Origin of the sequence: Chryseobacterium tongliaonense (assembly GCF_041224435.1) — a bacterium.
Lineage (GTDB): Bacteria > Bacteroidota > Bacteroidia > Flavobacteriales > Weeksellaceae > Chryseobacterium > Chryseobacterium tongliaoense.
Map to the genome: position 1 here is coordinate 458,755 of NZ_JBGFFD010000003.1, position 22,866 is coordinate 481,620.

General features: G+C 36.0%; 20 protein-coding genes and 1 tRNA gene. 8 read left to right on the plus strand and 13 right to left on the minus strand.

The window, feature by feature from the left end; all coding sequences use genetic code 11:
* Positions 1-63 precede the first annotated feature (63 nt).
* The 3 genes from AB8P06_RS09665 to AB8P06_RS09675 all read right to left on the minus strand — a co-directional run bounded on the left by AB8P06_RS09665 (position 64) and on the right by AB8P06_RS09675 (position 2,483).
* The gene (locus tag AB8P06_RS09665; protein WP_369840868.1) at positions 64-1,053 is read right to left on the minus strand and encodes a LuxE/PaaK family acyltransferase; all 990 of its coding nucleotides are present in this window, start codon (positions 1,051-1,053) and stop codon (positions 64-66) included.
* A 167-nt stretch (positions 1,054-1,220) separates the two neighbouring features.
* Positions 1,221-2,012, minus strand: a complete 792-nt coding sequence (locus tag AB8P06_RS09670; RefSeq protein ID WP_369840870.1) for a UDP-2,3-diacylglucosamine diphosphatase — start codon at positions 2,010-2,012, stop codon at positions 1,221-1,223.
* A 24-nt stretch (positions 2,013-2,036) separates the two neighbouring features.
* On the minus strand, positions 2,037-2,483 hold the full coding sequence (locus AB8P06_RS09675; protein WP_369840872.1) for a 6-pyruvoyl trahydropterin synthase family protein: 447 nt from the start codon (positions 2,481-2,483) through the stop codon (positions 2,037-2,039).
* A gap of 274 nt (positions 2,484-2,757) precedes the next feature.
* Here AB8P06_RS09675 and AB8P06_RS09680 point away from each other — a divergent pair, with 274 nt between their 5' ends.
* Entirely contained in the window at positions 2,758-3,366 is a 609-nt protein-coding gene (locus AB8P06_RS09680) for a DUF4142 domain-containing protein (protein WP_369840874.1), read from the plus strand.
* 323 nt (positions 3,367-3,689) lie between these two features.
* On the plus strand, positions 3,690-4,061 hold the full coding sequence (locus AB8P06_RS09685) for a helix-turn-helix domain-containing protein (RefSeq protein WP_369840876.1): 372 nt from the start codon (positions 3,690-3,692) through the stop codon (positions 4,059-4,061).
* 474 nt (positions 4,062-4,535) lie between these two features.
* Here the strand turns inward: AB8P06_RS09685 and AB8P06_RS09690 are convergent, their stop codons facing one another.
* The 3 genes from AB8P06_RS09690 to aceB all read right to left on the minus strand — a co-directional run bounded on the left by AB8P06_RS09690 (position 4,536) and on the right by aceB (position 7,976).
* Entirely contained in the window at positions 4,536-4,925 is a 390-nt protein-coding gene (locus AB8P06_RS09690) for an acyl-CoA thioesterase (RefSeq protein ID WP_369840878.1), read from the minus strand.
* Positions 4,926-5,026: 101 nt separating this feature from the next.
* Positions 5,027-6,307 (minus strand): isocitrate lyase, encoded by a 1,281-nt coding sequence (gene aceA / locus AB8P06_RS09695; protein WP_369840880.1) that lies wholly within the window; start codon positions 6,305-6,307, stop codon positions 5,027-5,029.
* A 94-nt stretch (positions 6,308-6,401) separates the two neighbouring features.
* Complete coding sequence (gene aceB, locus AB8P06_RS09700) at positions 6,402-7,976, minus strand: malate synthase A (RefSeq protein ID WP_369840882.1); 1,575 nt, start codon at positions 7,974-7,976, stop codon at positions 6,402-6,404.
* A 125-nt stretch (positions 7,977-8,101) separates the two neighbouring features.
* Here aceB and AB8P06_RS09705 point away from each other — a divergent pair, with 125 nt between their 5' ends.
* From AB8P06_RS09705 to AB8P06_RS09715, 3 genes are all read left to right on the plus strand, one after another.
* Positions 8,102-9,580, plus strand: a complete 1,479-nt coding sequence (locus AB8P06_RS09705; RefSeq protein ID WP_369840884.1) for a helix-turn-helix domain-containing protein — start codon at positions 8,102-8,104, stop codon at positions 9,578-9,580.
* A 143-nt stretch (positions 9,581-9,723) separates the two neighbouring features.
* On the plus strand, positions 9,724-10,377 hold the full coding sequence (locus AB8P06_RS09710; protein WP_369840886.1) for a ComF family protein: 654 nt from the start codon (positions 9,724-9,726) through the stop codon (positions 10,375-10,377).
* Positions 10,378-10,474: 97 nt separating this feature from the next.
* On the plus strand, positions 10,475-11,164 hold the full coding sequence (locus AB8P06_RS09715) for an alpha/beta fold hydrolase (protein ID WP_369840888.1): 690 nt from the start codon (positions 10,475-10,477) through the stop codon (positions 11,162-11,164).
* A gap of 3 nt (positions 11,165-11,167) precedes the next feature.
* Here the strand turns inward: AB8P06_RS09715 and upp are convergent, their stop codons facing one another.
* Both upp and der read right to left on the minus strand, forming a co-directional pair.
* The gene (gene upp / locus AB8P06_RS09720; protein ID WP_369840890.1) at positions 11,168-11,818 is read right to left on the minus strand and encodes a uracil phosphoribosyltransferase; all 651 of its coding nucleotides are present in this window, start codon (positions 11,816-11,818) and stop codon (positions 11,168-11,170) included.
* 103 nt (positions 11,819-11,921) lie between these two features.
* A complete protein-coding gene (gene der, locus AB8P06_RS09725; RefSeq protein WP_369840892.1) occupies positions 11,922-13,232 on the minus strand; it encodes a ribosome biogenesis GTPase Der in 1,311 nt (436 codons plus the stop codon).
* A 252-nt stretch (positions 13,233-13,484) separates the two neighbouring features.
* On the opposite strand from der, the gene AB8P06_RS09730 reads away from it, so the two are divergent.
* Positions 13,485-13,555: transfer RNA gene (locus tag AB8P06_RS09730), tRNA-Gln, on the plus strand.
* 142 nt (positions 13,556-13,697) lie between these two features.
* Here AB8P06_RS09730 and AB8P06_RS09735 read toward each other — a convergent pair.
* From AB8P06_RS09735 to katG, 4 genes are all read right to left on the minus strand, one after another.
* A complete protein-coding gene (locus AB8P06_RS09735; RefSeq protein ID WP_369840894.1) occupies positions 13,698-14,273 on the minus strand; it encodes a hypothetical protein in 576 nt (191 codons plus the stop codon).
* Between the two features lie 568 nt (positions 14,274-14,841).
* Positions 14,842-16,446, minus strand: a complete 1,605-nt coding sequence (locus AB8P06_RS09740; protein ID WP_369840896.1) for a hypothetical protein — start codon at positions 16,444-16,446, stop codon at positions 14,842-14,844.
* A gap of 584 nt (positions 16,447-17,030) precedes the next feature.
* Entirely contained in the window at positions 17,031-17,315 is a 285-nt protein-coding gene (locus tag AB8P06_RS09745; protein WP_369840898.1) for a hypothetical protein, read from the minus strand.
* A gap of 464 nt (positions 17,316-17,779) precedes the next feature.
* Positions 17,780-20,056, minus strand: a complete 2,277-nt coding sequence (gene katG, locus AB8P06_RS09750) for a catalase/peroxidase HPI (RefSeq protein WP_369840900.1) — start codon at positions 20,054-20,056, stop codon at positions 17,780-17,782.
* Between the two features lie 284 nt (positions 20,057-20,340).
* On the opposite strand from katG, the gene AB8P06_RS09755 reads away from it, so the two are divergent.
* Together AB8P06_RS09755 and AB8P06_RS09760 are read left to right on the plus strand one after the other, a co-directional pair.
* The gene (locus tag AB8P06_RS09755; RefSeq protein WP_369840902.1) at positions 20,341-20,802 is read left to right on the plus strand and encodes a heme-binding domain-containing protein; all 462 of its coding nucleotides are present in this window, start codon (positions 20,341-20,343) and stop codon (positions 20,800-20,802) included.
* An 8-nt stretch (positions 20,803-20,810) separates the two neighbouring features.
* Positions 20,811-21,227: a thiol-disulfide oxidoreductase DCC family protein gene (locus AB8P06_RS09760; RefSeq protein ID WP_369840904.1), complete on the plus strand. Its 417-nt coding sequence runs from the start codon at positions 20,811-20,813 to the stop codon at positions 21,225-21,227.
* Positions 21,228-21,275: 48 nt separating this feature from the next.
* On the opposite strand, the gene AB8P06_RS09765 is transcribed toward AB8P06_RS09760, so the two are convergent.
* The gene (locus AB8P06_RS09765; protein ID WP_369840906.1) at positions 21,276-22,709 is read right to left on the minus strand and encodes an alpha-amylase; all 1,434 of its coding nucleotides are present in this window, start codon (positions 22,707-22,709) and stop codon (positions 21,276-21,278) included.
* Positions 22,710-22,866 lie beyond the last annotated feature (157 nt).

The window sequence follows — 22,866 nt, forward strand, 5'->3', positions numbered from 1 at the left end:
CCGAAACTCACTACACCATCCCTCATAACTTATAACTTATAACTTATAACTTATAACTTATAACTAACTTACCAATAAACTGCATCCACGGATATCAGAATGATCTATTCTTCCCAACACCTGAAATCTGCCATCAGATAAAGTTTTTCCAAGATCCTGAGTTGCAATGAAAGAGCAGGAATGAATATTAGCCAGATCAATAATATTTACCGCTCCGGTCCTTCCCTCTTTCTCATAAGTAAACGGGTCTTCCGTATTTCTTATCAGTATGCGCATCCAGTTTGGGCAGTCATATTCATTATTTCCAAGAGAATATGCCTGTGAAAGCAGTTCTGTCATTGAATATTCTGAAAATATTTTTTCAGTTTTAAAACCTTCCTGTAAAATTTTCAGCAGCTCATCTTTTGTCATTTCTTCTTTTCTACCTTTCATTCCACCGGTTTCAATAACCGCTAAATTTTCAGAAGAACCCAGAGATTCACCGCTACGCTCAGCGTGACAATAGTCCAGAAAATCTAAAAGGGCAAAGGAAACTCCGAAAAGAATTACTTTTTTATTTTTCAGGGTACTTAGAAAATCAAACAACTCCGAATGATTATAAAGAAAATATCCGTTTTCAGGGCTGCCAGATTTTTGCATTAAATAATCCACCATATAAATCAGGGAAGAATTCTGCTTTTCCAAGTAGCTTGGCAACAGACCAAGAAAAATGTAATCTTCCGGTTTTCCTATAAACCGTTCAAAACTTTTATAAATACTTTCACGATAGAGGTCTTCATCAGCAATAAAATGTCTGGATAAATTCATCTGCGTCGTTCCCGAACTTTGAAAATAGAGATCTGCAGATACTTTTTTATCCAGAATCCGGTGGTTTTTAAACATTTCTATCGGCAGGAAAGGAATTTCCGACAGCTCTTTTACCTCTTCAGGATTGATCTTAAGATAATCCACAAACTTCCTGTATATCTCAACATTGTCATACTGATAACGAAATGTTGCCAATGATGCAGTCAGAAAATCCTGCTCGGTCTGTATGTTGAATATGTCTTTCAATGTTTTTTTATTTCTTACAACCTCATTTTAAACTGATTATAAAAAAAATATGGTTTTTAATTTTTTTTTAATCTCAAATTAAATTTTTGGTCAGATTCTTGCAATGTTGTTCCCGGAATATGGATTAAAAACGAGAATGGATTTATTTCATTCGGAAATTACCTCTTTTAGGGGTAATTTTTTTTTGTCAGTTCCTTAAAGGTTTTCAATTCAAAATCTTTCTCAAAAACACCATAGGTAAAATAGGAGATCCAGTCTCCCAGATTAATGTATTTTGCTTTTTGTTCCAATTCCAGGACCATAGGAAGATGGCGATGCCCATAAATGAAATAATCGATCTTCTCGGTTTTAAGTTTTTCTTTTGAATAAATAACCAAAAATTCTTTATCCTCACCTAAAAAAGCTTTGTCTTCTTCCCCGGAAATCATTTTATTTTTCTGAGAAAGATACAGTGCAATTTTCATGGCAATATCCGGATGCAGCCATTTGAAGGCCCATTGTGCAATAGGATTGGTAAACAGTTTTTTCATTCTTTTATACCCTTTGTCACCAGGTCCTAAACCATCTCCATGTGCCAGTAAAAACTGTTTTCCGGCAATTTCAAAATATTGTTTTTTGTAAAAAACGGTACAGCCTATTTCCTCTTCCAGATAATCTTTCATCCATAAATCATGATTTCCGACAAAAAAATACACATGAATTCCGCGGTCTTTCAGTTCTGCAATTTTTCCGAGAACCCGTACATACCCCTTGGGGATTACATATTTCCATTCGTGCCAGAAATCAAACAGGTCACCCATCAGAAATAAAACCTGGGCATCTTCTTTGATTTCGTCCATCCAATGGATAAACTTTTCTTCACGTATTTTACTCGTCTTGGGATCAGGTGCACCAAAATGCTGATCTGAAGCGAAATACACTTTTTTTCCAGGTTCTAAATTGATGATTGTTTTTAACACCGATTGAATTTTTTCGTGATAAAATTATTGATTATCTTCTGCAAACCATTCTCCATAAGAGTTTTCTGTCTCATGAAGTTTCAGATAAGCCAGGGAAACTTCAGACGGAAGTTTTGATTTTATTTTAGCCGCAATCGCATACAGCATGTTTTCACAGGTAGGCTGGAAAGTACAATAAATTACCTTGTGTCCCTGATTTTCCAGATTCTCGCCCAATTCTTTGTGCGGAGAAAGCCCGTTGATAAGAACTGCATGATCCCAGACATCTACAATTTCAGATTTCACAATACTTTTAATATCTCCGAAATCCACTACCATCCCGTTTTTAGGGTTTTCCAGGTCATTTACAGGTTTCCCTTTCACCGTTACAAACAGTTTATAGGAATGTCCATGCATATTTTTACATTTCCCATCATAATTATACAGTACATGTGCCGTTTCGAATGTAAAAATTTTTGTAATACGTATCATGATGCAAAGATAAGGAATTTGCCTTGAGTAGATAAAAAACCTTAATATTTAGATCTTTTATTCATAGCATTAAGTTGTTCAAAGCTTGAATATAAATATTTATTTTTTCTCTCATTAACTCAACTATTTTTAAAACTTTCATTTCAAATTTTACTGCCGGCTTCACTCACACTGACCCGGCAATTAATCCAATAACATTTTGGCAAATAAATTGTTACACCTAAGAGAAACAATACCATATTGCCATTCACCATTAACCACTTAAAATTATATTATGAAAAATTCAGTTTTAGCCCTTTTAGCAGTTGCTGCTATGGTGGCATGTAAAAAAAATGAAACCTCAGCAGTTGATCAATCTACCGATAGTTCTGCAATGTCTGCCCCTGTCGATTCCGGGATGAAGGCCGGCGATACTGCAACCGTATCAGAGAATGCATCCGCAAACTCCCTTAGCGATCAGGACAAAAAATTTGCAGATGCAGCAGCCAAAGGAGGAATGATGGAAGTAATGATGGGGCAGCTTGCCGCCACGAATGCCAGTAACCAGACTGTAAAAACATTGGGAGACATGATGGTCAAAGACCACAGCAAAGCAAACGATGAACTCAAAAAATGGGCATCAGCAATAGGACATACTTTACCCACGACTCTAGATGCTGAGGAACAAAAAGAATACGATGATCTGAAGGCAAAAAAAGGAGCCGAATTTGACCGTAAGTATACAGACCTTATGGTGAGTGACCATAAAAAAGATATAGAAGAATTTAAAGAAGAGGCATCGAAAGGCACAGAAGCTTCATTAAAATCTTTTGCAAGCAAGACGCTTCCTACTCTGGAGCACCATTTAATGGAGTCTGAAAAAGCAAAAGCCGCAGTAAAATAATAAACAGGAAAATATTTTAGATACTTCCTGTTTATTGACCGGATACCGCCTCTCACCAGGCGGTATTTTTTATGAGTGATTGCCAAAATCCGCTTCGTAAGAATCAATCTCACTGATTCCTTCTCCCTGCCTTCTTCCTATTACACAACATATTATAATTCTATGCGTTAAAAAAAATCCTGCCCATGTTTAAATAAGCAATCCCCGGTTGCCACCAACATCTCATCCGGTGCTCATAAAATAAAGTCATTGCAATAATATAAACCCAATCCAAAAAACAACTATTTTTGTATATATTTGTGCAAAGCACATACAAGATCACTATGGAAAAGCTAAGAACTGTAAGAAAACAGAGAGGATACACTCAGGAATATATGTCTAAAATCTTATCCACAGATGTTTCCAACTATTCCCGGAAAGAAAGCGGAGATGTAAAAATATTTGATGATGAATGGGAAAAGCTGGCTGCTGCATTAGACGTTCCGGTAGAAGAAATTAAAGAAGAAAGAGCGACAAATGTTATACAAAATCTAACATTTAATGATAGCAGTTCCAATACTCAATCTGGTAATTACAATCAATATTACAACGTCCCGAATCAAGTGATGGATAACTTACAGGATTACATTAAAATACTAAAAGAGCAGGTAGAATCTCTTAAACAGGAAGTTGAAAAATTAAAATCTGAAAAATAATATTCAGAAAAACATCTATAAAACAAAAATACTGCCCCCTCACCAGGCGGTATTTTTTATGCACGATAGCCAACATCCGCTTCATAAGAATCAATGAGATTGATTCCCCCTCTGCATTCTTTCCATTACCCGGCACATTATAATTCTTTGCGTAAAAGCCCGACCCATATCTACAAAAAAAGAGCTATAAAGCCCTCTCAGCCCGTTTTGTAATATCTGTAACCAGTATACCAAGTATCCATGGGCAGTTCCGAAGTCTCCGAGGATAGTTATCAAGATACCTGCACCCCCTTAGGCAAGGGGGTATACCCGGTTCTGAAGTGCCCGTAACCACTTGCATCGCTGCCTGTAGGTACTTATATAGTGTCCCGGGGCAATTAAAGATCGCCTGCAGCCACTTTATTCACCACCTGTAGCCTGTTATCCGAATGGCTGTAACCGGTAAATAAATAATTCTACCCACCTGCAGAGGTATCAGGACCGGATCTTATCCAGCCAATCACTTCCCAATCGCTTAATTTTCTGGGTTTTCATATCAATCAGGACCCAAAGCGTGCTGGAATCTACCACCAACTGATCATTGCAGTAAAACTCAACTTTCCGGGGCTGCTTAATCCCTTCCGGAGCCTTAGGATAGGTTTTTACCGTTATAATATCATTTAAATAGACCTGCTTTTTATATTGAATATGATGATCGAGAAGCATCCACGAAAACTCTGCAAATTCGGTTTTATGCTTTACAAAATCCCAGTGCTCACCGGCAATTTCTTCCACCCAATGTACGTATTGAACGTTGTTTACATGGTTGTTCCCGTCAATATGCTGTTCCGTTACCTGTATTTGTTTTTCAAAAATCAAACTCATCTTCTTCAAATATTTATTCAAAAATAGGACATAAAAAAATAAAACCTTCCCAAAACTGAGAAGGTTTAACATCAAAAAAAGTTTATTGAATTGGAAATGATTTAATGAAACTGAGCGATTTCCGTTGAGTCTTTCATCGCTACGGTAGCCGATTCACCATTCGTCACAATATTCTGCACCTGGTCAAAGTAGCCCGTTCCTACAAAAGACTGGTGCTTTACCGCTCTGAATCCTTTTGACTGAAGGGCAAACTCACGCTCCTGCAATTCAGAATACCCGGCCATTCCTCTTTCTTTATAAGCCAGGGCTAATTCAAACATTGCCGTATTCAGGGCATGGAAACCGGCCAGGGTAATAAACTGGAATTTATAGCCCATTTTCGCCAGCTCTTCACGGAAAGTGGTCATTTCTTCAACACTCAGCTTTGCTGCCCAGTTGAAAGAAGGAGAGCAATTGTAAGCCAGCATTTTTCCCGGGAACTGGGCATGAATCCCTTCCGCAAATTTTCTCGCATAATCCAGGTCCGGATTTGAGGTTTCCATCCAGATCAGGTCTGCATAAGGTGCATAGGATAAACCACGGTCAATCCCCTGTTCTACTCCATTTTTCACTACATAAAACCCTTCCGAAGTTCTTTCTCCCGTTACAAATTTTTTATCACGGTCGTCAATATCCGAAGTCAGAAGATCTGCTGCATCCGCATCTGTTCTTGCAATGATCACAGAAGGAACTCCCGTAACATCCGATGCCAGACGTGCCGCCACAAGTTTATTAATCGCTTCCTGAGTAGGAACCAACACCTTACCACCCAGGTGACCGCATTTTTTGGCTGAAGACAACTGATCTTCAAAATGCACTCCTGCAGCTCCCGCCTCGATCATTTGTTTCATCAGCTCAAAAGCATTCAGGTTTCCCCCAAAACCTGCTTCCGCATCTGCAATAATCGGAACAAGATATTCTTTATCACCACCACCGTTTACAGACTGAATCTGGTCTGCACGCAATAAGGCATTATTGATTTTCTTCACCACAGAAGGCACTGAATTCGCAGGATACAAAGACTGGTCAGGATACATTTCACCTGATAAATTGGCATCTGCCGCTACCTGCCATCCTGAAAGATAAATAGCTTCCAGACCGGCATCCACTTCCTGAACCGCCTGGTTTCCGGTTAAAGCACCCAGCCCGGCAACAAAATCCTGGTTATTTAATTTTTCCCAGAATTTTTTAGACATTTCGGTCGCTATAGTATAATCAATGGTGTAAGAACCGCGAAGTTTCAATACATCTTCAGCAGTATAGGTTCTTTTTACGCCATTCCATCTTGGATTGGTCAGCCAGTCTTTTTCTATTTCCTGGATTTGTTCTTGTCTTGTTTTCATAATATTTTGATTTGTTATGTTAATGATTAGTATAATATATATTCCCGTCAGTTCAGATGAAGTTTTCAACATGAGTACTGTCAAACTCTCTCAACTAAATAAACGGATAAGCTTTCAGCGTTAAGAATTCTTCAAAGTTTTCAGAAAAGATCAACTCATTGAACAGTTCTTTGGCCAGATTGAATTTCCCGTTTTTAAAGCGTTCCTTTCCTACATATTTTTCAATCTTCTCCATTTCTTCAAACTCCCACTGAAGGATCATTTCCCGGGTCAGTGTTCTGTCATCAATTAAAACCGCCTCATTTTTCAGCCACTGCCAAACCTGGGTTCTTGAAATTTCTGCCGTTGCAGCATCTTCCATCAGGTGATAAATAGCTGCGGCTCCCGTCCCCATCAGCCAACTTTCAATATAAAGAATACCTACATTGATGTTTTTTCTGACTCCTTTTTCTGTAATTTCTCCCTTTGGAATTTCAAGAAGATCATCTTCTGTAATTTGATAATCAAACTTTTTATCGATCTGGTTTTTTGAAGGCATGTACCGGTCAAAGATATTTTTCGCTACCGAAACCAGCGAAGGATGGGCCACCCAAGTTCCGTCATGACCGTTTTTCACCTCACGTTTCTTATCGTTGCGTACCTTTTCAAACGCAATGCTGTTGGCTTCATAATTATCTTTTATTGGAATCTGTGCTGCCATTCCACCAATCGCATGAACGTTTCTTTTATGACATACCTCAATCACTCTCTTAGAATAAGCCGTCATAAAAGGCGAAGCCATGGTCACCTGATCCCTGTCGGGAACAATAAATTCCGGAAGGTTTCTGAATTTTTTGATAAAAGAAAAAATATAATCCCATCGCCCGCAATTCAGGCCTGAGCTATGTTCCTTCAATTCATATAAAATCTCATCCAGCTGAAATGAAGCAGTAATCGTTTCAATCAAAACGGTTGCTTTAATGGTTCCCTGCGGAATTCCAAGATAATTCTGAGAAAAAATAAAAACATCATTCCACCATCGGGCTTCTTTGTAATGTTCCAGTTTCGGGAGATAAAAATAAGGTCCGTTCCCGTTTTTCAGAAGCTGTTCTGCATTTCTGAAGAAATAAATACCAAAATCAATCAGTGAGCCTGAAGCTTCTTCCCCATTGATCTCAATATTCTTTTCAGAAAGATGAAGGCCTCTCGGACGAATCAGAAGTACGGCGGTTTCTTCATTCAGCTGATAAGATTTCCCCTGCTCGGTGGTAAAATCTATAGTCCGGTTGATTGCATCGGAAAGATTGATCTGTCCCTGAATGCAGTTATTCCATGTCGGTGAATTGCTGTCTTCAAAATCTGCCATAAAAGTCGATGCTCCGGAATTCAAGGCATTGATAATCATTTTCCGGTCTACCGGTCCTGTAATTTCTACTCTGCGATCCAACAGGTCTTCGGGAAGTGGAGCGCAAACCCAGTCTTCGGTTCTTATTTTTTCCGTTTTTGATAAAAATCCGGGAAGATTTCCTTTATCAAATTCTACCTGAGTTTTTTTTCTTTTCTCTAAAAGATCAAGTCTGTCTGCGTTAAAGTTCTGATGAAGCTCAATCAGAAAATCGGTTAATTCCTGAGTAAAAACTTCTTCAAACCGGTTGTCAGTCTTTATTTTCATTTGGGTCTGTGTTTCCATAACATATTGATTTTGTGATTTGATGTCACAAACATAAATAAAAATTTTCACAAACAGCGAACGTTCGCTAATTTTTTTTAAAATTTTTTTTGCGAATAATCACAAGCATTATCTATATTTGAATAATGAATTCTGAAAGTGACTTTATCAAAACGATTTTCGGGCTTAAACTGAAACAGCTGAGACAAAAGAAAAACTGGTCTCTGCAGGATCTTGCCGTAAAGACAGGTTTATCAAAATCTTACCTGAATGAAATTGAAAACGGGAAAAAATATCCCAAGCATGATAAAATCATCCAGCTTTCCGAATCTCTGAGCTGTACTTTTGATGATCTGGTCTCCACCAAGCTTGATAAAAGTTTAGCTCCTTTTAATGAAATCCTGCAATCGGATTTTTTCAAAGAAATCCCTTTGGACCTGTTCGGAATCAACAAAAACAACCTGATCAGCATCATCAGCGATGCCCCTAAAAAAGTGACGGCTTTTATCAATGCCTTAATTGAAATTTCACAAAATTATAATTTAGGCAAAGAGCGTTTTTATTTCGCCGTTTTACGGGCTTTCCAGGAGTTATATGATAATTATTTCCCTGAAATTGAAGAAAAGGTAATTGAATTTGCCCTTGAGAATGAATTAACATTCAGTAAAAATTTAAAATCTGAAGTTTTAGAGAATATCCTTACCGGAAAATTCAATTACACCATTCAGTCTGAAGATTTTGAAAAATACGGAGCTTTAGACAATCTCCGCTCATTGTTTATTCCTGAGAAAAAACTGTTGCTTCTCAATAACAAGCTCGAAAGGGATCAGAAAACTTTTATCATGGCCAAAGAAATCGGATTCAATGTGCTGGAATTCAAAAACCGCCCAAATACTTATTCATGGCTTGACTTCGGAAGTTTTGAAGAAATCCTGAATAATTTTCATGCTTCTTATTTTGCCGGTGCACTGCTCATTTCAAAAGAACAGATCATTGAAAAAGCCTCCGGATTTTTCTTACAAAATAACTGGGAACCTAAAAGCTTCGAAAACCTCATCGAAAGTTTCACCCGTTCTCCGGAAACATTTTATTACCGTCTTACCAACGTTCTTTCATCTGAATTAGGTATTAAGGATTTGTTTTATTTATGTCTTGTTAAAAAGAAAGGAAGCGATAAAATACATATTTTAAAAGAGCTGCACCTTAATCATCAGCAGGCGCCACATGCCAATGCAACTAATGAACACTACTGCAGAAGATGGATTGCCGTTAAAAACCTGCATCATTTAAAAGAAAATGAGACGTTGACCGATGCTCAGATCTCTCACTACAAAGATCAGGGAATCAGTTATCTTGTTATTTCCACCTCTCAGAAAAACCCTTTTTCCGATGGAAGCAACCGGAGTTATTGTCTGGGAATTTTATTAAATTCTCAAACGATTAAGAAAATCAATTTCATCAAATCGCCGACTTTAAAGACCGTCAATGTGGGAGTCACCTGTGAATCCTGCAGTATTCCCGACTGTGAGGTAAGACAGGCACCGCCGGTACGACTGGAAAAAGAGCATTTTAACCTCAGCATGAAGAACGCAATCGAAAAAATGCGAAAAAACATTGGTGTTTAATTTCAGATTCGAATATCAAAGTTTTCAGTTTTTGAACGTCTGAAAGTATTTAGAAAAAATAAATCCACAACTCAAAACTCATAACTCATAACTCATAACTCATAACTCATAATTCAAAACTTATAACTTTTAAAAACACACAAATGATTTTAGACGTACTTTTCCCAAACCGTTGCCTCAGCTGCAACCGGATCATCGATGCCGATTTACTGGTCTGTAATCTTTGTTTTGACCAGATTCATTTTACCCATTTTAATTATTTTGGAGAAAACGGATTGAAAGAAAAATGTAAGCTGCTCTTTCCCGTTGAATATGCTCATGCGCTGATGCGGTTTGAAAAAGAAAACCTGAGCAGAAAAATTATTCATGACCTGAAATACCGAAACCGGGAAAAAGCAGGAAAAATAATTGCAGAATGGATTACAGAATATCTGGATTTTAAAGAAGAAAAACCGGATCTGTTCGTAAGCGTTCCGCTCCATCCTAAAAAACAAAAGGAAAGAGGATATAATCAACTGCATCTGTTTACGGAAACATTATCGAAGTTTTACTCCATTCCATTTGATCATAGTCTGATTCAAAGAAACCATTATTCCAAAGCACAGGCTTTGAAAGATAAGAAGCACCGTATGGAAGCTAAAAATAATTTTTCACTTACAAAAAATATTTCCGGAAAACATATTCTTTTAATTGATGATGTTTTTACTACCGGGAATACATTAGCAACGATTGCCTGGGAAATTTTAAAAACAGAAGGTAATAGAGTGAGTGTTCTGGTGATGGCGATGGATGAATAGAGTTTTGAGTTATAAGTGATCTGTAATAGATAATTGAGAGCAGATATTTTTTTAAGGATTGAAATGTTTTCGTAATTTTCAGGCCTAACTAATCATCATGAAAAATTTACTTTTATTACATGGGGCTTTAGGCCACAGTGAAATATTTATCCCTTATCTTCAAAAGCTTTCAGGTTACTTTAACGTTCATACGCCCTTATTTTCCGGACACGGGGATATGGATTTACCTGAAGATGGTCTTACTATTGAAAAATATACTGGGGAACTGGCAGAATACTGTAAACAGGAAAATTTAAATGAAGTGCATATTTTCGGGCACAGCATGGGCGGTTATGTTGCCCTTTGTTATGCTTTAAAACATCCTGAAAATGTAAATTCCATCATGACACTGGGCACAAAATTTGACTGGACCGAAGAGCAGGCTGTAAAAGAAAGTAAAATGCTTGATCCTGAAACCATCCTTTCAAAAATTCCAAAATATGCGGAACAACTGGAAGCCCAGCATGGTTCTCAATGGAAACAGCTTCTTCCTGCCATTGCAGATATGATGATTGCTCTGGGTAAAAATCCGCCACTGAAAAATGATTATTTGTCTACAATATCCATTCCCGTTCAGATCATGATCGGTGATAAAGACAATATGGTAAGCCTGGAAGAAAGTGCAGGAGTTTACAGGGCCATTCCAAATGCAAAATTGGCCGTACTCCCCGATACAAAGCATCCTATGGATAAAGTACGACCAACATTATTATTGGATCTTATGAAAGATTTCTGGAATCTCTCTTAAAAATTATCTCTGAAGTTTTTCTCCGTAGCTTAAATCTCCCGCATCTCCCAGTCCGGGAGTAATATATCCTTTGGAAGTAAGCTGCTCATCAATAGCTCCTACCCAGATTTTAGCATCGGGATAAGCGTTTTCTATTGTTTCAATACCTTGTCGTGAAGCAATAGCTACTACAATGTGCAGCTGGGTCGGTTTTCCGTTCGTTAACAGATCTTTGATCGCTTCAATTAAAGAAGCTCCTGTCGCCAGCATCGGATCTGCAACAATTAAAGGTCTTCCTTCAATACTCGGACACGTTAAATAATCCTGTTTAATGGAAAAATAATCATTGGCATCGTGCTTTCTGTAGGCAGCCACAAAACCGCAGTCGGCCCTGTCAAAGTAATTTAAAATTCCCTGGAATAAAGGAACTCCTGCTCTCAAAATAGTAGTAATCACAGGTTGAACTGCAATTTCCTGAGCTTTGATCGTATCTAAAGGAGTCTGAATTTCAATTTCTTTCTGTTCTAAACCTTTACTGATTTCAAAAGCTGCAATCTCTCCGATGCGCTCCATATTTCTACGGAATCTCATCCTGTCATGCTGAATTTCAACATTCCTAAGCTCATTGATCCATGAGTTTATTAAAGAAAATTGTTTTGAAAGTTCTATTGTCATAGCTATTTAATGAGGTAATTTGAGCGTTTGAAAATGGTAGATGGTTTAAGAAAATCAATACGATAATTTTCAATCACATCATTAACTCATCTTCAAACCGGATTTATTTTTGTCTGAAATACACTTCAATCGGAACTCCGGTAAACCCGAATTCTTTTCTCAACTGGTTTTCAGTAAATCTTTTGTACGGTTCTTTTACATATTGCGGCAGGTTACAGAAGAATACAAACTGTGGTGACGGCGTCGGAAGCTGTACACAATATTTGATTTTAATGTATTTCCCTTTAATTGCCGGCGGTGGAGTCTGCTCGAAAATCGGAAGCATCACTTCATTTAATTTTGAAGTCTTGATTTTCTTTTTACGGTCTTCATATACTTCCATCGCAACTTCTACCGCTTTCAGAATTCTTTGTTTCGTTAAAGCAGAGACGAATAGAATCGGAATATCCTGAAACTGTCCGATCTTATCCTTGATGTGTTTTTCGAAATCACGGATGGTATTGGTTTTCTTATCTTCAATTAAATCCCATTTATTGACCAGGATCACAATTCCCTTTCTGTTTTTCTGAGCCAGTCCGAAGATATTCATATCCTGAGATTCCCATCCCTGAGTAGCATCTACCATGATAATCACCACATCGGAATATTCGATGGAACGGATGGATCTCATAACGGAATAAAATTCAAGATCTTCGGAAACTTTTGCCTTACGACGCATTCCTGCAGTATCTACCAATACAAACTCGTGTCCGAATTTATTATAAAGGGTCTGAATACTGTCTCTTGTTGTTCCTGCAATATCGGTAACGATGTTTCTTTCAACATCCAGCAATGCATTCGTTAAAGTAGATTTTCCTACATTCGGACGACCTGCAATGGTAATTTTAGGTAACCCTTCAAACGGATCTTTATATTCTGTGGTAGGGAAATCTCTTACAATATCATCTAATAAATCTCCTGTTCCGGAACCCGTAGCTGAAGAAAGTGTGTAATATTTTTCGATACCCAACTGATAGAATTCCGTTGCCGGAAGCTCTTCTTTTGCAGAATCAACCTTGTTGATAACAATGTATACCGGTTTGTTAGATCTTCTTAAAAGCTCATGAATTTCATAATCGGTATCGGTAAGCCCTTCTTCTACATTCATCATAAAGATGATGGAAGTAGCTTCATCTACTGCCAATTGTACCTGTTTACGGATTTCTTCTTCAAAAATATCATCCGTGCCTACATCATAACCTCCTGTATCAATCACAGTGAAGTCTACTCCGTTCCAGTCAGATTTTCCGTAATGACGGTCTCTGGTAACACCGGCTGTAGAATCTACGATAGCCTCTCTTCTTTCAAGTAAACGGTTAAAAAGTGTGGATTTTCCTACGTTGGGACGTCCAACGATTGCGACAATATTCGACATAAAAAATGTTTAATAAATTGATTATTAATGGGTTTCTCCAACTCTTGGAGCCCAATTTTTTTGCAAAGATAAGGTTTTATTATTTAGTAATTAAAAATCCGGAATATGAAAAAAATTTTCACTCTTAGTTAAATAACTGTTTATCAAGTCATAATGCTTCATTTCAATCATTTTTTTATCAATTTCAACAATTATCTAAAAAAATATTTTTCTTGAATGGGATAATTTTATAAATTTGCGCCACTAAAACAGAGACTCATGGTGTAGCGGTAACACTACTGATTTTGGTTCAGTCATCTGGGGTTCGAATCCCTGTGAGTCTGCTGATAAACGGGAGAATGATAATCATTCTCCCGTTTTTATTTGTTGTATAATCCAAAGATATGAGATTACAAGTTTATCTCTGGACTGATAATTATTATTTATGTGCTTCTTTATCAATCAATTTTAGATCTTTGGTATTGTTTATAATTCATCCATTCCTATGGCAGTACCATCTACAAAATAAATTCGGACACCTTGTATAAGATATACAAAACATTTTGCTGGTTTTCCGTCAAATAGTGAATCTTTTATTTCGGCAGGATTACCTAATGTAGATAATAAAAAACTTTCATCTAATATTTTTTCTTTAATAAATCTTTCTATATTTCCTTTAAGTCCCCAGTGATGACCATACTTATGTGTCCCGAAATAGTAATTATAACTGCTATTGTCTTCGTTAATACTTAGTATAAATTCTTTTATTTTATCTGAAGAGTACGGTTTTTTATTAATAGCTAAAACGAAAAGTGGGTCTGTAGTAAAAGATTTAAAAACTACAATGATTGATTCATCCAAATCTGTAGAAGCTGTCCAAGTTCTTGCTTTAGGCTCAAAATGAAAACTTACTTTTTCAATTGTATTATCTGAAGGCAATACATTCGAACATTTTAATCCATTTGGTAAATAACAAGTAAACCAAGGTATGTTTTTTTTGCTCTGTCCTAAGCAGTTCACAGTCAAAAACATAGATATAAATAATATAATTATCTTTTTCATAATTACCAATAGTTTTTTTGATACTTTACTTATATTTATTGCTAAAATCTATACTTTTTATTCGTTCATGTTTTTTAGGGAAATAGTACAATACAAAATAAAATCTAAATTCTTAAGAAAAATAAAGAAGGATAATATTACCCTTCTTTACCTCCCTTTGATCATTGGTAAAATACTAATGTTCTACATTTAGCACGTGATTGAGCTTATTATTCTATAACTATTTTTACTCATAGGCTATATTTTAATGATTAATTTAACTTATTGCTTCACAAAGGTATTCTGTACAGATGACAAAACTCGTCGTATTATTTTTTTTAGAAAAGCCTCATTAAAATTTTAACGAAATTTCTGTTTTTTTCTTGTAAAGAATTTTGAGTTTAAATTATAATTTTCATCTCTTTACAATTTATAAGCTATTTTTAATAGCTTGCTGTTAGAATAATACCTTCATTTGCTTGTTCATATTTATTTGGCTTGCTAACAACCTCTGATCAATAATTTAGACCTTTAAGTATAAAACTCTCCACAAATCTGCAATAGACGAGTAATTATAGGTCAATATTTTTTAATTTGTTGAATGCGTTCGTTTTATGACTTTTTCAATTCTTTCAACATCTTTTGCCATGTTTGAAACCAAGTATTCATTTACATCAAACATTATAATTTTATTTTCAAAATTTGGAATGAATTTCTTATCTTTATTTTCTTCTTTTGCAAGATATTCTATGAAATTACTTACTGTAATTTTTCTATGTTCTAAATTTCTATTACCGTATTCATCACTATCAGGAAATGATCCGCATAGTTTTTCGAATTCAGTTTCATCATAAATAGGAGTGTCTTCCAAAATCAAGTCAATATAATGGAATTTGTTAATTAAAGATTTTAAATAATAGACACCAACAGATGTTATTGAAATTAATGAGTTTGAATCAATTTTATAATCTTCTTCTATGTCTTCAGAGTATTCGGAAGTTGAAACTAATTTATAGTCAAATAATTCTTGAATTTCTTCTTCTACAATATCAATTGAATAGCCTGCTTTTAAAAATTCAGCTGAAATTTCTGCAACAGAAAAATAATCCACTTTTTTAGATGATTTATTTAGTTTTGAAAATAGATAATTTAAAAGTCTAATTTTAGTAAAATGATTATTATTATTTCTACTTGGATAAAATATATTTACTATTCTACTTTTTGATGTATCATAATAATAGTTTGAATCCAACGCTATAGATTTAAAAAATTCCCAAATAGGAATGCCACTACCAGTCCCATACTCGAAGGACATATACTCTGATATTTTGGAATGTCCAGAAAGTAAAAAGCTTTTAAAATTTTCTAAACCTTGCCTTGTATTTGGATATGATGTTTCTTCTAAAAATTCCATAACTTCCGTATTAGAAGAATTAAATAATGTGAGATAAAGATTTTTGAACAAATGCTCTAAACTTCCTTTTTGAAATGTTACTTGTTTATTTTCTGCGTTTAGAACTACTTCTTCGAACTTAAATCGTTTCATAACGAAATTAATTCTTTTTTCAATTACGCTACGATATGGGGGAGCTGTAATATGATAAACAATTGACTGATAAGCATTAAATGGTGGTTTATTTTTCCATTTATAAAAATAACCTTCCCTCAAAGAGATTATTGCTATAGATTTTAGATTACGATTTATTCCATTACCTAATAAGAAAACTTCTTTTTGGTCTGATTCATTTAATTGGTCAGCATTATCAAAAAGAACACACATTCTTTTACTACACTTAAATAATAAATAGTCAGTTATTGATTTTAAATGATTAAGCGGGTCATTCTGTTTTTGTTCTATTAATAAAGCTATGCTTTCATTTAATTTTTCTTCGTTATCGTTAAAATATGACCAAGTGCCTTCTCTTTTTTTATCAATATCATTTTTATATATCGTTTTAAGAATATTGAATTTCGTCAAATTTAATTCAGGGTAATTATCTTCTAATTGTTTAATTATAGTACTGTAAATAAATTTAGTATCTCTGATTGTTTGACTTGTATAAAGTCTAAAATCAAGATATACTAATGGTCTGTTTTTCTTTACTTTTTGCTTAAGTAAAACATCTGAAAAATATTTGATAAAAGTAGTTTTACCAGCTCCAGCAGTTCCTATTAAAATTATAGGATCAGGCAAAATACCTATATCTGTAAATATCTGTTCTTCTAGTTGTTCTTGAGTTCTTTCCGTGTTTTGTACAGGAATTATTCTGCTATCAAAAGTTGGCGGTGTATCAGCAAAAATGAAACCTAATTCAGAATTATATTTTTTAACATCTTTATTTTGAACGTAGCAATTTTCTAAAATCTTTTTACCTTCTAATGTTTCAGTGTTATAAATTTCTTCAAAAACTTTATTGATTATTGGAATTAAATGTTGACTAATTTGATTTCTTACTAACTCATAATTTTTTCTTTTTAAATTATGATCTTTTACAATTGTTTTTGCAACATTTTGCGTTTGACTAATTTTTAGCTGACCATATTTTGAAACTGATTCTCGAGATAATAAATCATAAAATCTATCAAAATTTATTTTAATATCATCTAAATCTTTGAAGAAATAACATTTTTGTTCTTTCCAATCTTTTCCAATGGAATTTGATAATTGAGCAATAATAAACTGCGTACCATTTGTTATAACACCATACGAAAGACTTCTCTCAAATACATATTGCCTAATTTGGTCAATTACTTCTTTATTTCCCTGGTATATAGATTTTATCTTAACCTCATTTCCTTTTTAGGAAGTTTAAATTCCACAAAATTCTTCTTAGCTTCAATTACAAATTGAAATGAAGACGTTTTCAATTCATAATCAAAAAACCCTATACGCACCCATCCTTCTCTTTCAATGTCAAACTCTGACCAGCCTAAAATAGAGATTAAAATTTTATCTAAAATTTTGCTACGAGTGTCGGATTCTGATAAATCAAGTTTTTTAAATGCTGCATAATTATCTTCAAAATCTAATAGTTCACTATATGCTTTATCATATTCTGTCATGTACTATAAATTTAATATTCTTTAAATATAATAATTTTCTTTATAAAGTGAATTCTGTAATATATTGGTCTGAAGCCTTTCCCTTTTTCAAACAGTTAATAAATATAAAATACTCTCTAATTGGACAAAGATTCTTTAGCATATAACCACGGACTAAGTCCATTTAATGATCTATGCGGGTGACTTAGTAATTTCAAAAGCTTAAACACTCCAATCCTTAAGCAGAATGAATGAAAAGTATTTGAGCTTTAATCAAGCTCCTTTCGTAGCTTAACTCACAAATGTAATAAGAAGAAATTATTGATGTTTATGGCAATCCGTATTTCTAATGAATTTATATATTAAACCAATTTAAAAGCTTAAACTATATTCAATAAACCTGATTTTTACTTTATCACTCATTACAATAAAAAAACCACCCTTTACAGGATGGTTTGATCTTACAATATTTGTTAAAGGATGAATTAATGCAGATCAAATCTGTCCAGATTCATCACTTTCGTCCATGCTGCAGCAAAATCTTTCACAAATTTCGCTTCTCCGTCGGAACTTCCATATACTTCAGCTACTGCCCTCAGCTCAGAATTGGATCCGAAAACCAGATCCGCTCTCGTTGCGGTCCATTTTACATCACCGGTACTGCGACTAGTTCCTACATATAACTCCTGATCATCAGACATTGCTTTCCATTGGGTATTCATATCTAAAAGATTAACAAAGAAATCATTGGTCAGAAGTCCGGGACGTTGTGTAAATATACCATGTTTTGAACCGTCAAAATTGGTATCAAGTGCACGCATTCCTCCGATCAGCACCGTTAATTCAGGAGCTGTAAGTGTCAGCAATTGTGCTTTGTCTATCAATAACGCTTCTGTGGATACCGAATATTTTCTTTTCAGGTAATTGCGGAAACCGTCAGCTACAGGCTCCAGATATCCCATTGATTCTACATCGGTATCTTCCTGTGAAGCATCCATTCGGCCTGGAGCAAAGGAAACTGTAATTTCATGTCCGGCATCTTTTGCCGCTTTTTCAACGGCTGCAGTTCCTGCTAATACAATAAGGTCAGCCAATGATATTTTTTTTCCGCCGGTTTGGGCATCGTTAAATTCTTTCTGTATATTTTCAAGTCCATTCAGAACCTTCTGAAGCTGCGCAGGATTATTTACCGCCCAGAATTTCTGAGGCTCAAGACGGATTCTCGCTCCGTTGGCACCACCACGCTTATCGCTTCCTCTGAATGTAGAGGCAGAAGCCCATGCTGTAGACACCAACTCGGAAATACTTAATCCCGAACTGATTATTTTTACTTTCAAAGCATCAATATCATTGTTATCTATTAAAGCATGATCTACTTCAGGAATAGGATCCTGCCAGATTAATTTTTCTGCAGGAACATCAGGTCCTAAATAACGGACACGCGGTCCCATATCCCTGTGGGTAAGCTTAAACCAGGCTCTGGCAAAAGCATCTGCAAAAGCATCAGGGTTTTCATAAAAACGTCTTGATATTTTTTCGTAAACCGGATCCAACCTCAGCGAAAGGTCAGTCGTAAGCATTGTTGGCCTGTGTTTTTTAGAGGAATCAAAAGCATCGGGAATGATCTCTTCTCCATTTTTAGCAATCCATTGATGAGCTCCTGCAGGGCTTTTGGTAAGTTCCCATTCGTTTTCAAAAAGGTTTTTAAAGAAGTAATTGCTCCATTCCGTTGGTGTTTCAGTCCAGGTAACTTCCAATCCGCTTGAGATGGCATCGGCGCCTTTTCCTGATTTGTAGCTGCTGTTCCATCCTAAACCCTGAGATTCAATTCCTGCTCCTTCAGGTTCTTTACCTACGTGATCCGCCGGTCCGGCACCGTGTGTTTTTCCGAAAGTATGCCCACCGGCAATTAGTGCTACGGTTTCTTCATCATTCATCGCCATACGTCCGAAAGTATCGCGGATATCTTTAGCTGCTGCAATCGGGTCCGGGTTTCCGTCAGGACCTTCTGGGTTCACATAAATAAGCCCCATTTGTACTGCTGCCAAAGGTTTTTCAAGATTTCTTGAATGTAAATCACCGTCTGCATCGTCGTCAGAAGGAAGCACTCCTCCTGTTTTATCTACACCTTCCGAACCGTGCGCATATCGCAGGTCGCCTCCTAACCATGTTTTCTCAGCACCCCAGTATACATCCTGGTCCGGTTCCCATACATCTTCACGGCCACCGGCAAATCCAAAGGTTTTAAAGCCCATCGATTCAAGGGCGACATTACCTGTTAAAATCAGAAGGTCTGCCCATGATATTTTATTTCCGTATTTCTGCTTAATTGGCCAAACCAGTCTTCTGGCCTTATCAAGGCTTACGTTATCCGGCCAGCTGTTTAACGGTGCAAAACGCTGCTGTCCCGCACCTGCACCTCCTCTTCCGTCACCTACACGGTAAGTTCCTGCGCTGTGCCATGCCATACGGATAAAGAACGGACCGTAATGTCCGAAATCAGCCGGCCACCAATCCTGTGAGTCTGTCATTAAAGCATGTAAATCTTTTTTTACCGCTTCAAGATCCAGGCTTTTAAAAGCTTCGGCATAATCAAAATCCTTATCCATCGGGTCTGACAACGAGGAATGCTGACGAAGGATATCCACTCTTAAATGATTGGGCCACCAATCCTGGTTCTGCGTTCCGCCACCTGCAACATTCTGTTTCATGGAGCCGTTATGAAACGGGCATTTACTGATGTCATTTGAATCTTTTTCCATTGTAGTTTAAATTTTATATTGATTAATGTAGTTTGCTTTCATATGAGCAAAACAAACTTACAACAGTTAATTAATAAATACAATCTATTGAAATTATTTCTATAATAGTTAAAAACTATAAATAATTGAAACATCTTCCTGCTTCATTATCACTGCTATTAAGTTAATAAAATTTCATATCCTTCTGAATCATAGATGATAAAATCACTATTATTTAGAATAATTCTAGCCAGAATCTGTTAAAAATTGACTACTTTTATGCTACAAGACCTTAATTCAGCCTTATGAAAAAAGTATTAATCGTTATTCTGGTAGCTTTTATTATCATACAGTTTTTTCCTATTGACAAAACAAATCCGCCACCTACACCCGGAATGGATTTTTTAAAGATTAAAAAAACACAACCCGAAATTGCCCAGATCATTACTACTTCCTGTTATGATTGTCATTCTAATGAAACAAAATATCCATGGTATTCTAATTTTTCTCCCTTCTCCTGGTTTTTGAAAAATCATATTGATGAGGGAAGAAAACATTTAAATTTTTCTACTTTTGCGGTCTATGAGCCGAAAAAACAGGTGCATTTATTGCAGGAATGTATTGAGATGACTGAAAAAGAGGAAATGCCATTACCTTCTTATTATATAGGTCATCAGGATGCTAAATTAACTTCAGTGCAACGGCAGAAATTAATTCAATATTTTAAAACGGCAAAACAGGACACTGAGAGATCAATGTCATTTTAAACAAAGTTATGCAACAAAGCTGGGAAGATAAATATGTCGTCTTTTTTGACGGAGATTGCGGAGTCTGCAATTTCTGGGTACAGTGGATTTTGGAGCGGGATAAAAAAGACAAGTTTATGTTTGCTTCTTTACAATCCGGTTTTGGTCAGAATTTTTTATCTGAAAGAGGTCTGGAAAATAAGCAGTTCAATACTTTATATCTCTGGAAACCCGGCCGGTATTACCTGGAAAAATCCCGTGCAGTTTTAAAAATCGCTGATATTTTAGGAGGAACTTACAAAGTGTTAAGCCTGTTGGGAAAATTGATGTTTCCTGCTGTGAGTGATAAGGTATATGATCTGGTTTCAAGGAACAGGATGAAATTAGCAAATCAAAAATGTTTTCTGCCGGACCAGCACCAGAGAAAGAAATTTATAGACATTTAATTTTACTAAAAATAAAAGCTGCTTCAGGAATCTGAAACAGCTTTTTTGTTATTGGTTTAATGACCAGACTGAATAGCTATTCGGCGGACATTGAATTTTAACACGTTTATCTCCTGCAGTAGTAGGATACCATGTTGAATGGCCCGTAAAATCTTTAATCTGCTGGCTGGTCCAGTTGGTATCAATCCATCTTTCCTGCCAGCTTGAAGAAGTGTTGATATAAACTACAAGTCCGGGATTACCATTATAGCCGTTACGTCTTGCAATATATTCATCGTTATCGGTATACAGGATCGAGGTAGTTCCCGTTGCTTTATTATTATGAATCCAGATCAGGTTATTTAAACTGGCTTTATCCAGCCATTCTTCATAATCCCTGTAAAATATTGTCGGATATCCTTCATGGGTAAGAATATAAGCATAGGCCGGCATTTTATTGTAGATAATATCCGTGTCATGATTGGCCACGAAAGTCACTGCTTTATACGGGTTTCTTTTCCACATCATATCATCGTTTAAAACATTTAAATTTCCGTTATCAAAAGCTTCATCCATTTTATAATAAGCAGCAAAATCGAATACGGAACTGTTGGCATTATTGGCCCATGATTCCAGGGTATTTACGTTTGAATCCCACAATTCACCGACAGAAAACCCACCTACATTTGAATTCCAGTTATTGACTACCCAGGCTCCGAAACCTTTCACATAATCAAACCGCCAGCCGTCAAACTTCATTACATTTTTATAATATTTTCCAACGGAATCATCTCTTCCCCAAAGCCAGTCCTGAACATATGGGTTGGCATGACACAGATCGGGAAATCCACCGAAAGCACCTTCGTCATTATTTCCATAAGCATTTTTATAGAAGTCATTATAGTTTCTTGTGAATTTTCCTGAAGCCACCCCTGAAAAATTTGTCCAGGTATTGGTTCCCGTATAAGGGTTTGCTTCAGACTGCCCGCCACTGTTATGATTGATCACGATATCGGCGTACACCTGCATGTTTTCAGCGTGTGCTTTTGTAATCAATGCTTCCAGTTCAGTTCTTGAGCCGAACCGTGTTTCGGTACTTCCGTTTTGGTTATAATTTCCGAAATCATAGTAATCTGTAGGGTCATATCCCATTGAATAGGCTCCATTCTGTGCTTTTGATGCCGGCGGAAGCCATACTGCGTTAATTCCTGAATCGGACCAACCCGTGAGCTTATCTTTAACCGTATTCCACCAGTTTCCACCATCGGGAACATCCCAGTAAAAGCCCTGCATCAGGACACCGCCTCCGGGACCTGCAACAAATTTTCCATTAACCGAAGAACTTCCTGTACTGAAAGGCCGACCATCATGATTGGTAACGTTTACAATTTTATCATGAACTTCTAATTGTTGGGGAGTTTCATTTACCGTTTCATCGTTCGTCTGACATGAGCTCAATAACGCTAAAGCCAGGACAGAAAGTAAGAAATGTGTTTTTTTCATAGAGAATGTTTTAATTATTAAACTATTAACTAAATTACACTTTTATTAAAACAAATTTCAATTCATGGCAAATAATTTCATCTTTTAACCATGAATATCGCAGAAATATTATTTAATTTTTCATTAAAAAATCATAAACTTTTAATATTTTCAAGAC

Excerpts from the sequence above, each read along its gene's own strand:
- AB8P06_RS09690 (WP_369840878.1), bottom strand. The coding sequence starts at position 4,925 with ATGAGTTTGATTTTTGAAAAACAAATACAGGTAACGGAACAGCATATT.
- der (WP_369840892.1), bottom strand. The coding sequence starts at position 13,232 with ATGTCGAATATTGTCGCAATCGTTGGACGTCCCAACGTAGGAAAATCC.
- aceA (WP_369840880.1), bottom strand. The coding sequence starts at position 6,307 with ATGAAAACAAGACAAGAACAAATCCAGGAAATAGAAAAAGACTGGCTG.
- AB8P06_RS09765 (WP_369840906.1), bottom strand. The coding sequence starts at position 22,709 with ATGAAAAAAACACATTTCTTACTTTCTGTCCTGGCTTTAGCGTTATTG.
- aceB (WP_369840882.1), bottom strand. The coding sequence starts at position 7,976 with ATGGAAACACAGACCCAAATGAAAATAAAGACTGACAACCGGTTTGAA.
- AB8P06_RS09685 (WP_369840876.1), top strand. The coding sequence starts at position 3,690 with ATGGAAAAGCTAAGAACTGTAAGAAAACAGAGAGGATACACTCAGGAA.
- AB8P06_RS09710 (WP_369840886.1), top strand. The coding sequence starts at position 9,724 with ATGATTTTAGACGTACTTTTCCCAAACCGTTGCCTCAGCTGCAACCGG.
- AB8P06_RS09735 (WP_369840894.1), bottom strand. The coding sequence starts at position 14,273 with ATGAAAAAGATAATTATATTATTTATATCTATGTTTTTGACTGTGAAC.
- AB8P06_RS09680 (WP_369840874.1), top strand. The coding sequence starts at position 2,758 with ATGAAAAATTCAGTTTTAGCCCTTTTAGCAGTTGCTGCTATGGTGGCA.
- katG (WP_369840900.1), bottom strand. The coding sequence starts at position 20,056 with ATGGAAAAAGATTCAAATGACATCAGTAAATGCCCGTTTCATAACGGC.
- AB8P06_RS09675 (WP_369840872.1), bottom strand. The coding sequence starts at position 2,483 with ATGATACGTATTACAAAAATTTTTACATTCGAAACGGCACATGTACTG.
- AB8P06_RS09760 (WP_369840904.1), top strand. The coding sequence starts at position 20,811 with ATGCAACAAAGCTGGGAAGATAAATATGTCGTCTTTTTTGACGGAGAT.
- AB8P06_RS09715 (WP_369840888.1), top strand. The coding sequence starts at position 10,475 with ATGAAAAATTTACTTTTATTACATGGGGCTTTAGGCCACAGTGAAATA.
- upp (WP_369840890.1), bottom strand. The coding sequence starts at position 11,818 with ATGACAATAGAACTTTCAAAACAATTTTCTTTAATAAACTCATGGATC.
- AB8P06_RS09705 (WP_369840884.1), top strand. The coding sequence starts at position 8,102 with ATGAATTCTGAAAGTGACTTTATCAAAACGATTTTCGGGCTTAAACTG.
- AB8P06_RS09755 (WP_369840902.1), top strand. The coding sequence starts at position 20,341 with ATGAAAAAAGTATTAATCGTTATTCTGGTAGCTTTTATTATCATACAG.
- AB8P06_RS09745 (WP_369840898.1), bottom strand. The coding sequence starts at position 17,315 with ATGACAGAATATGATAAAGCATATAGTGAACTATTAGATTTTGAAGAT.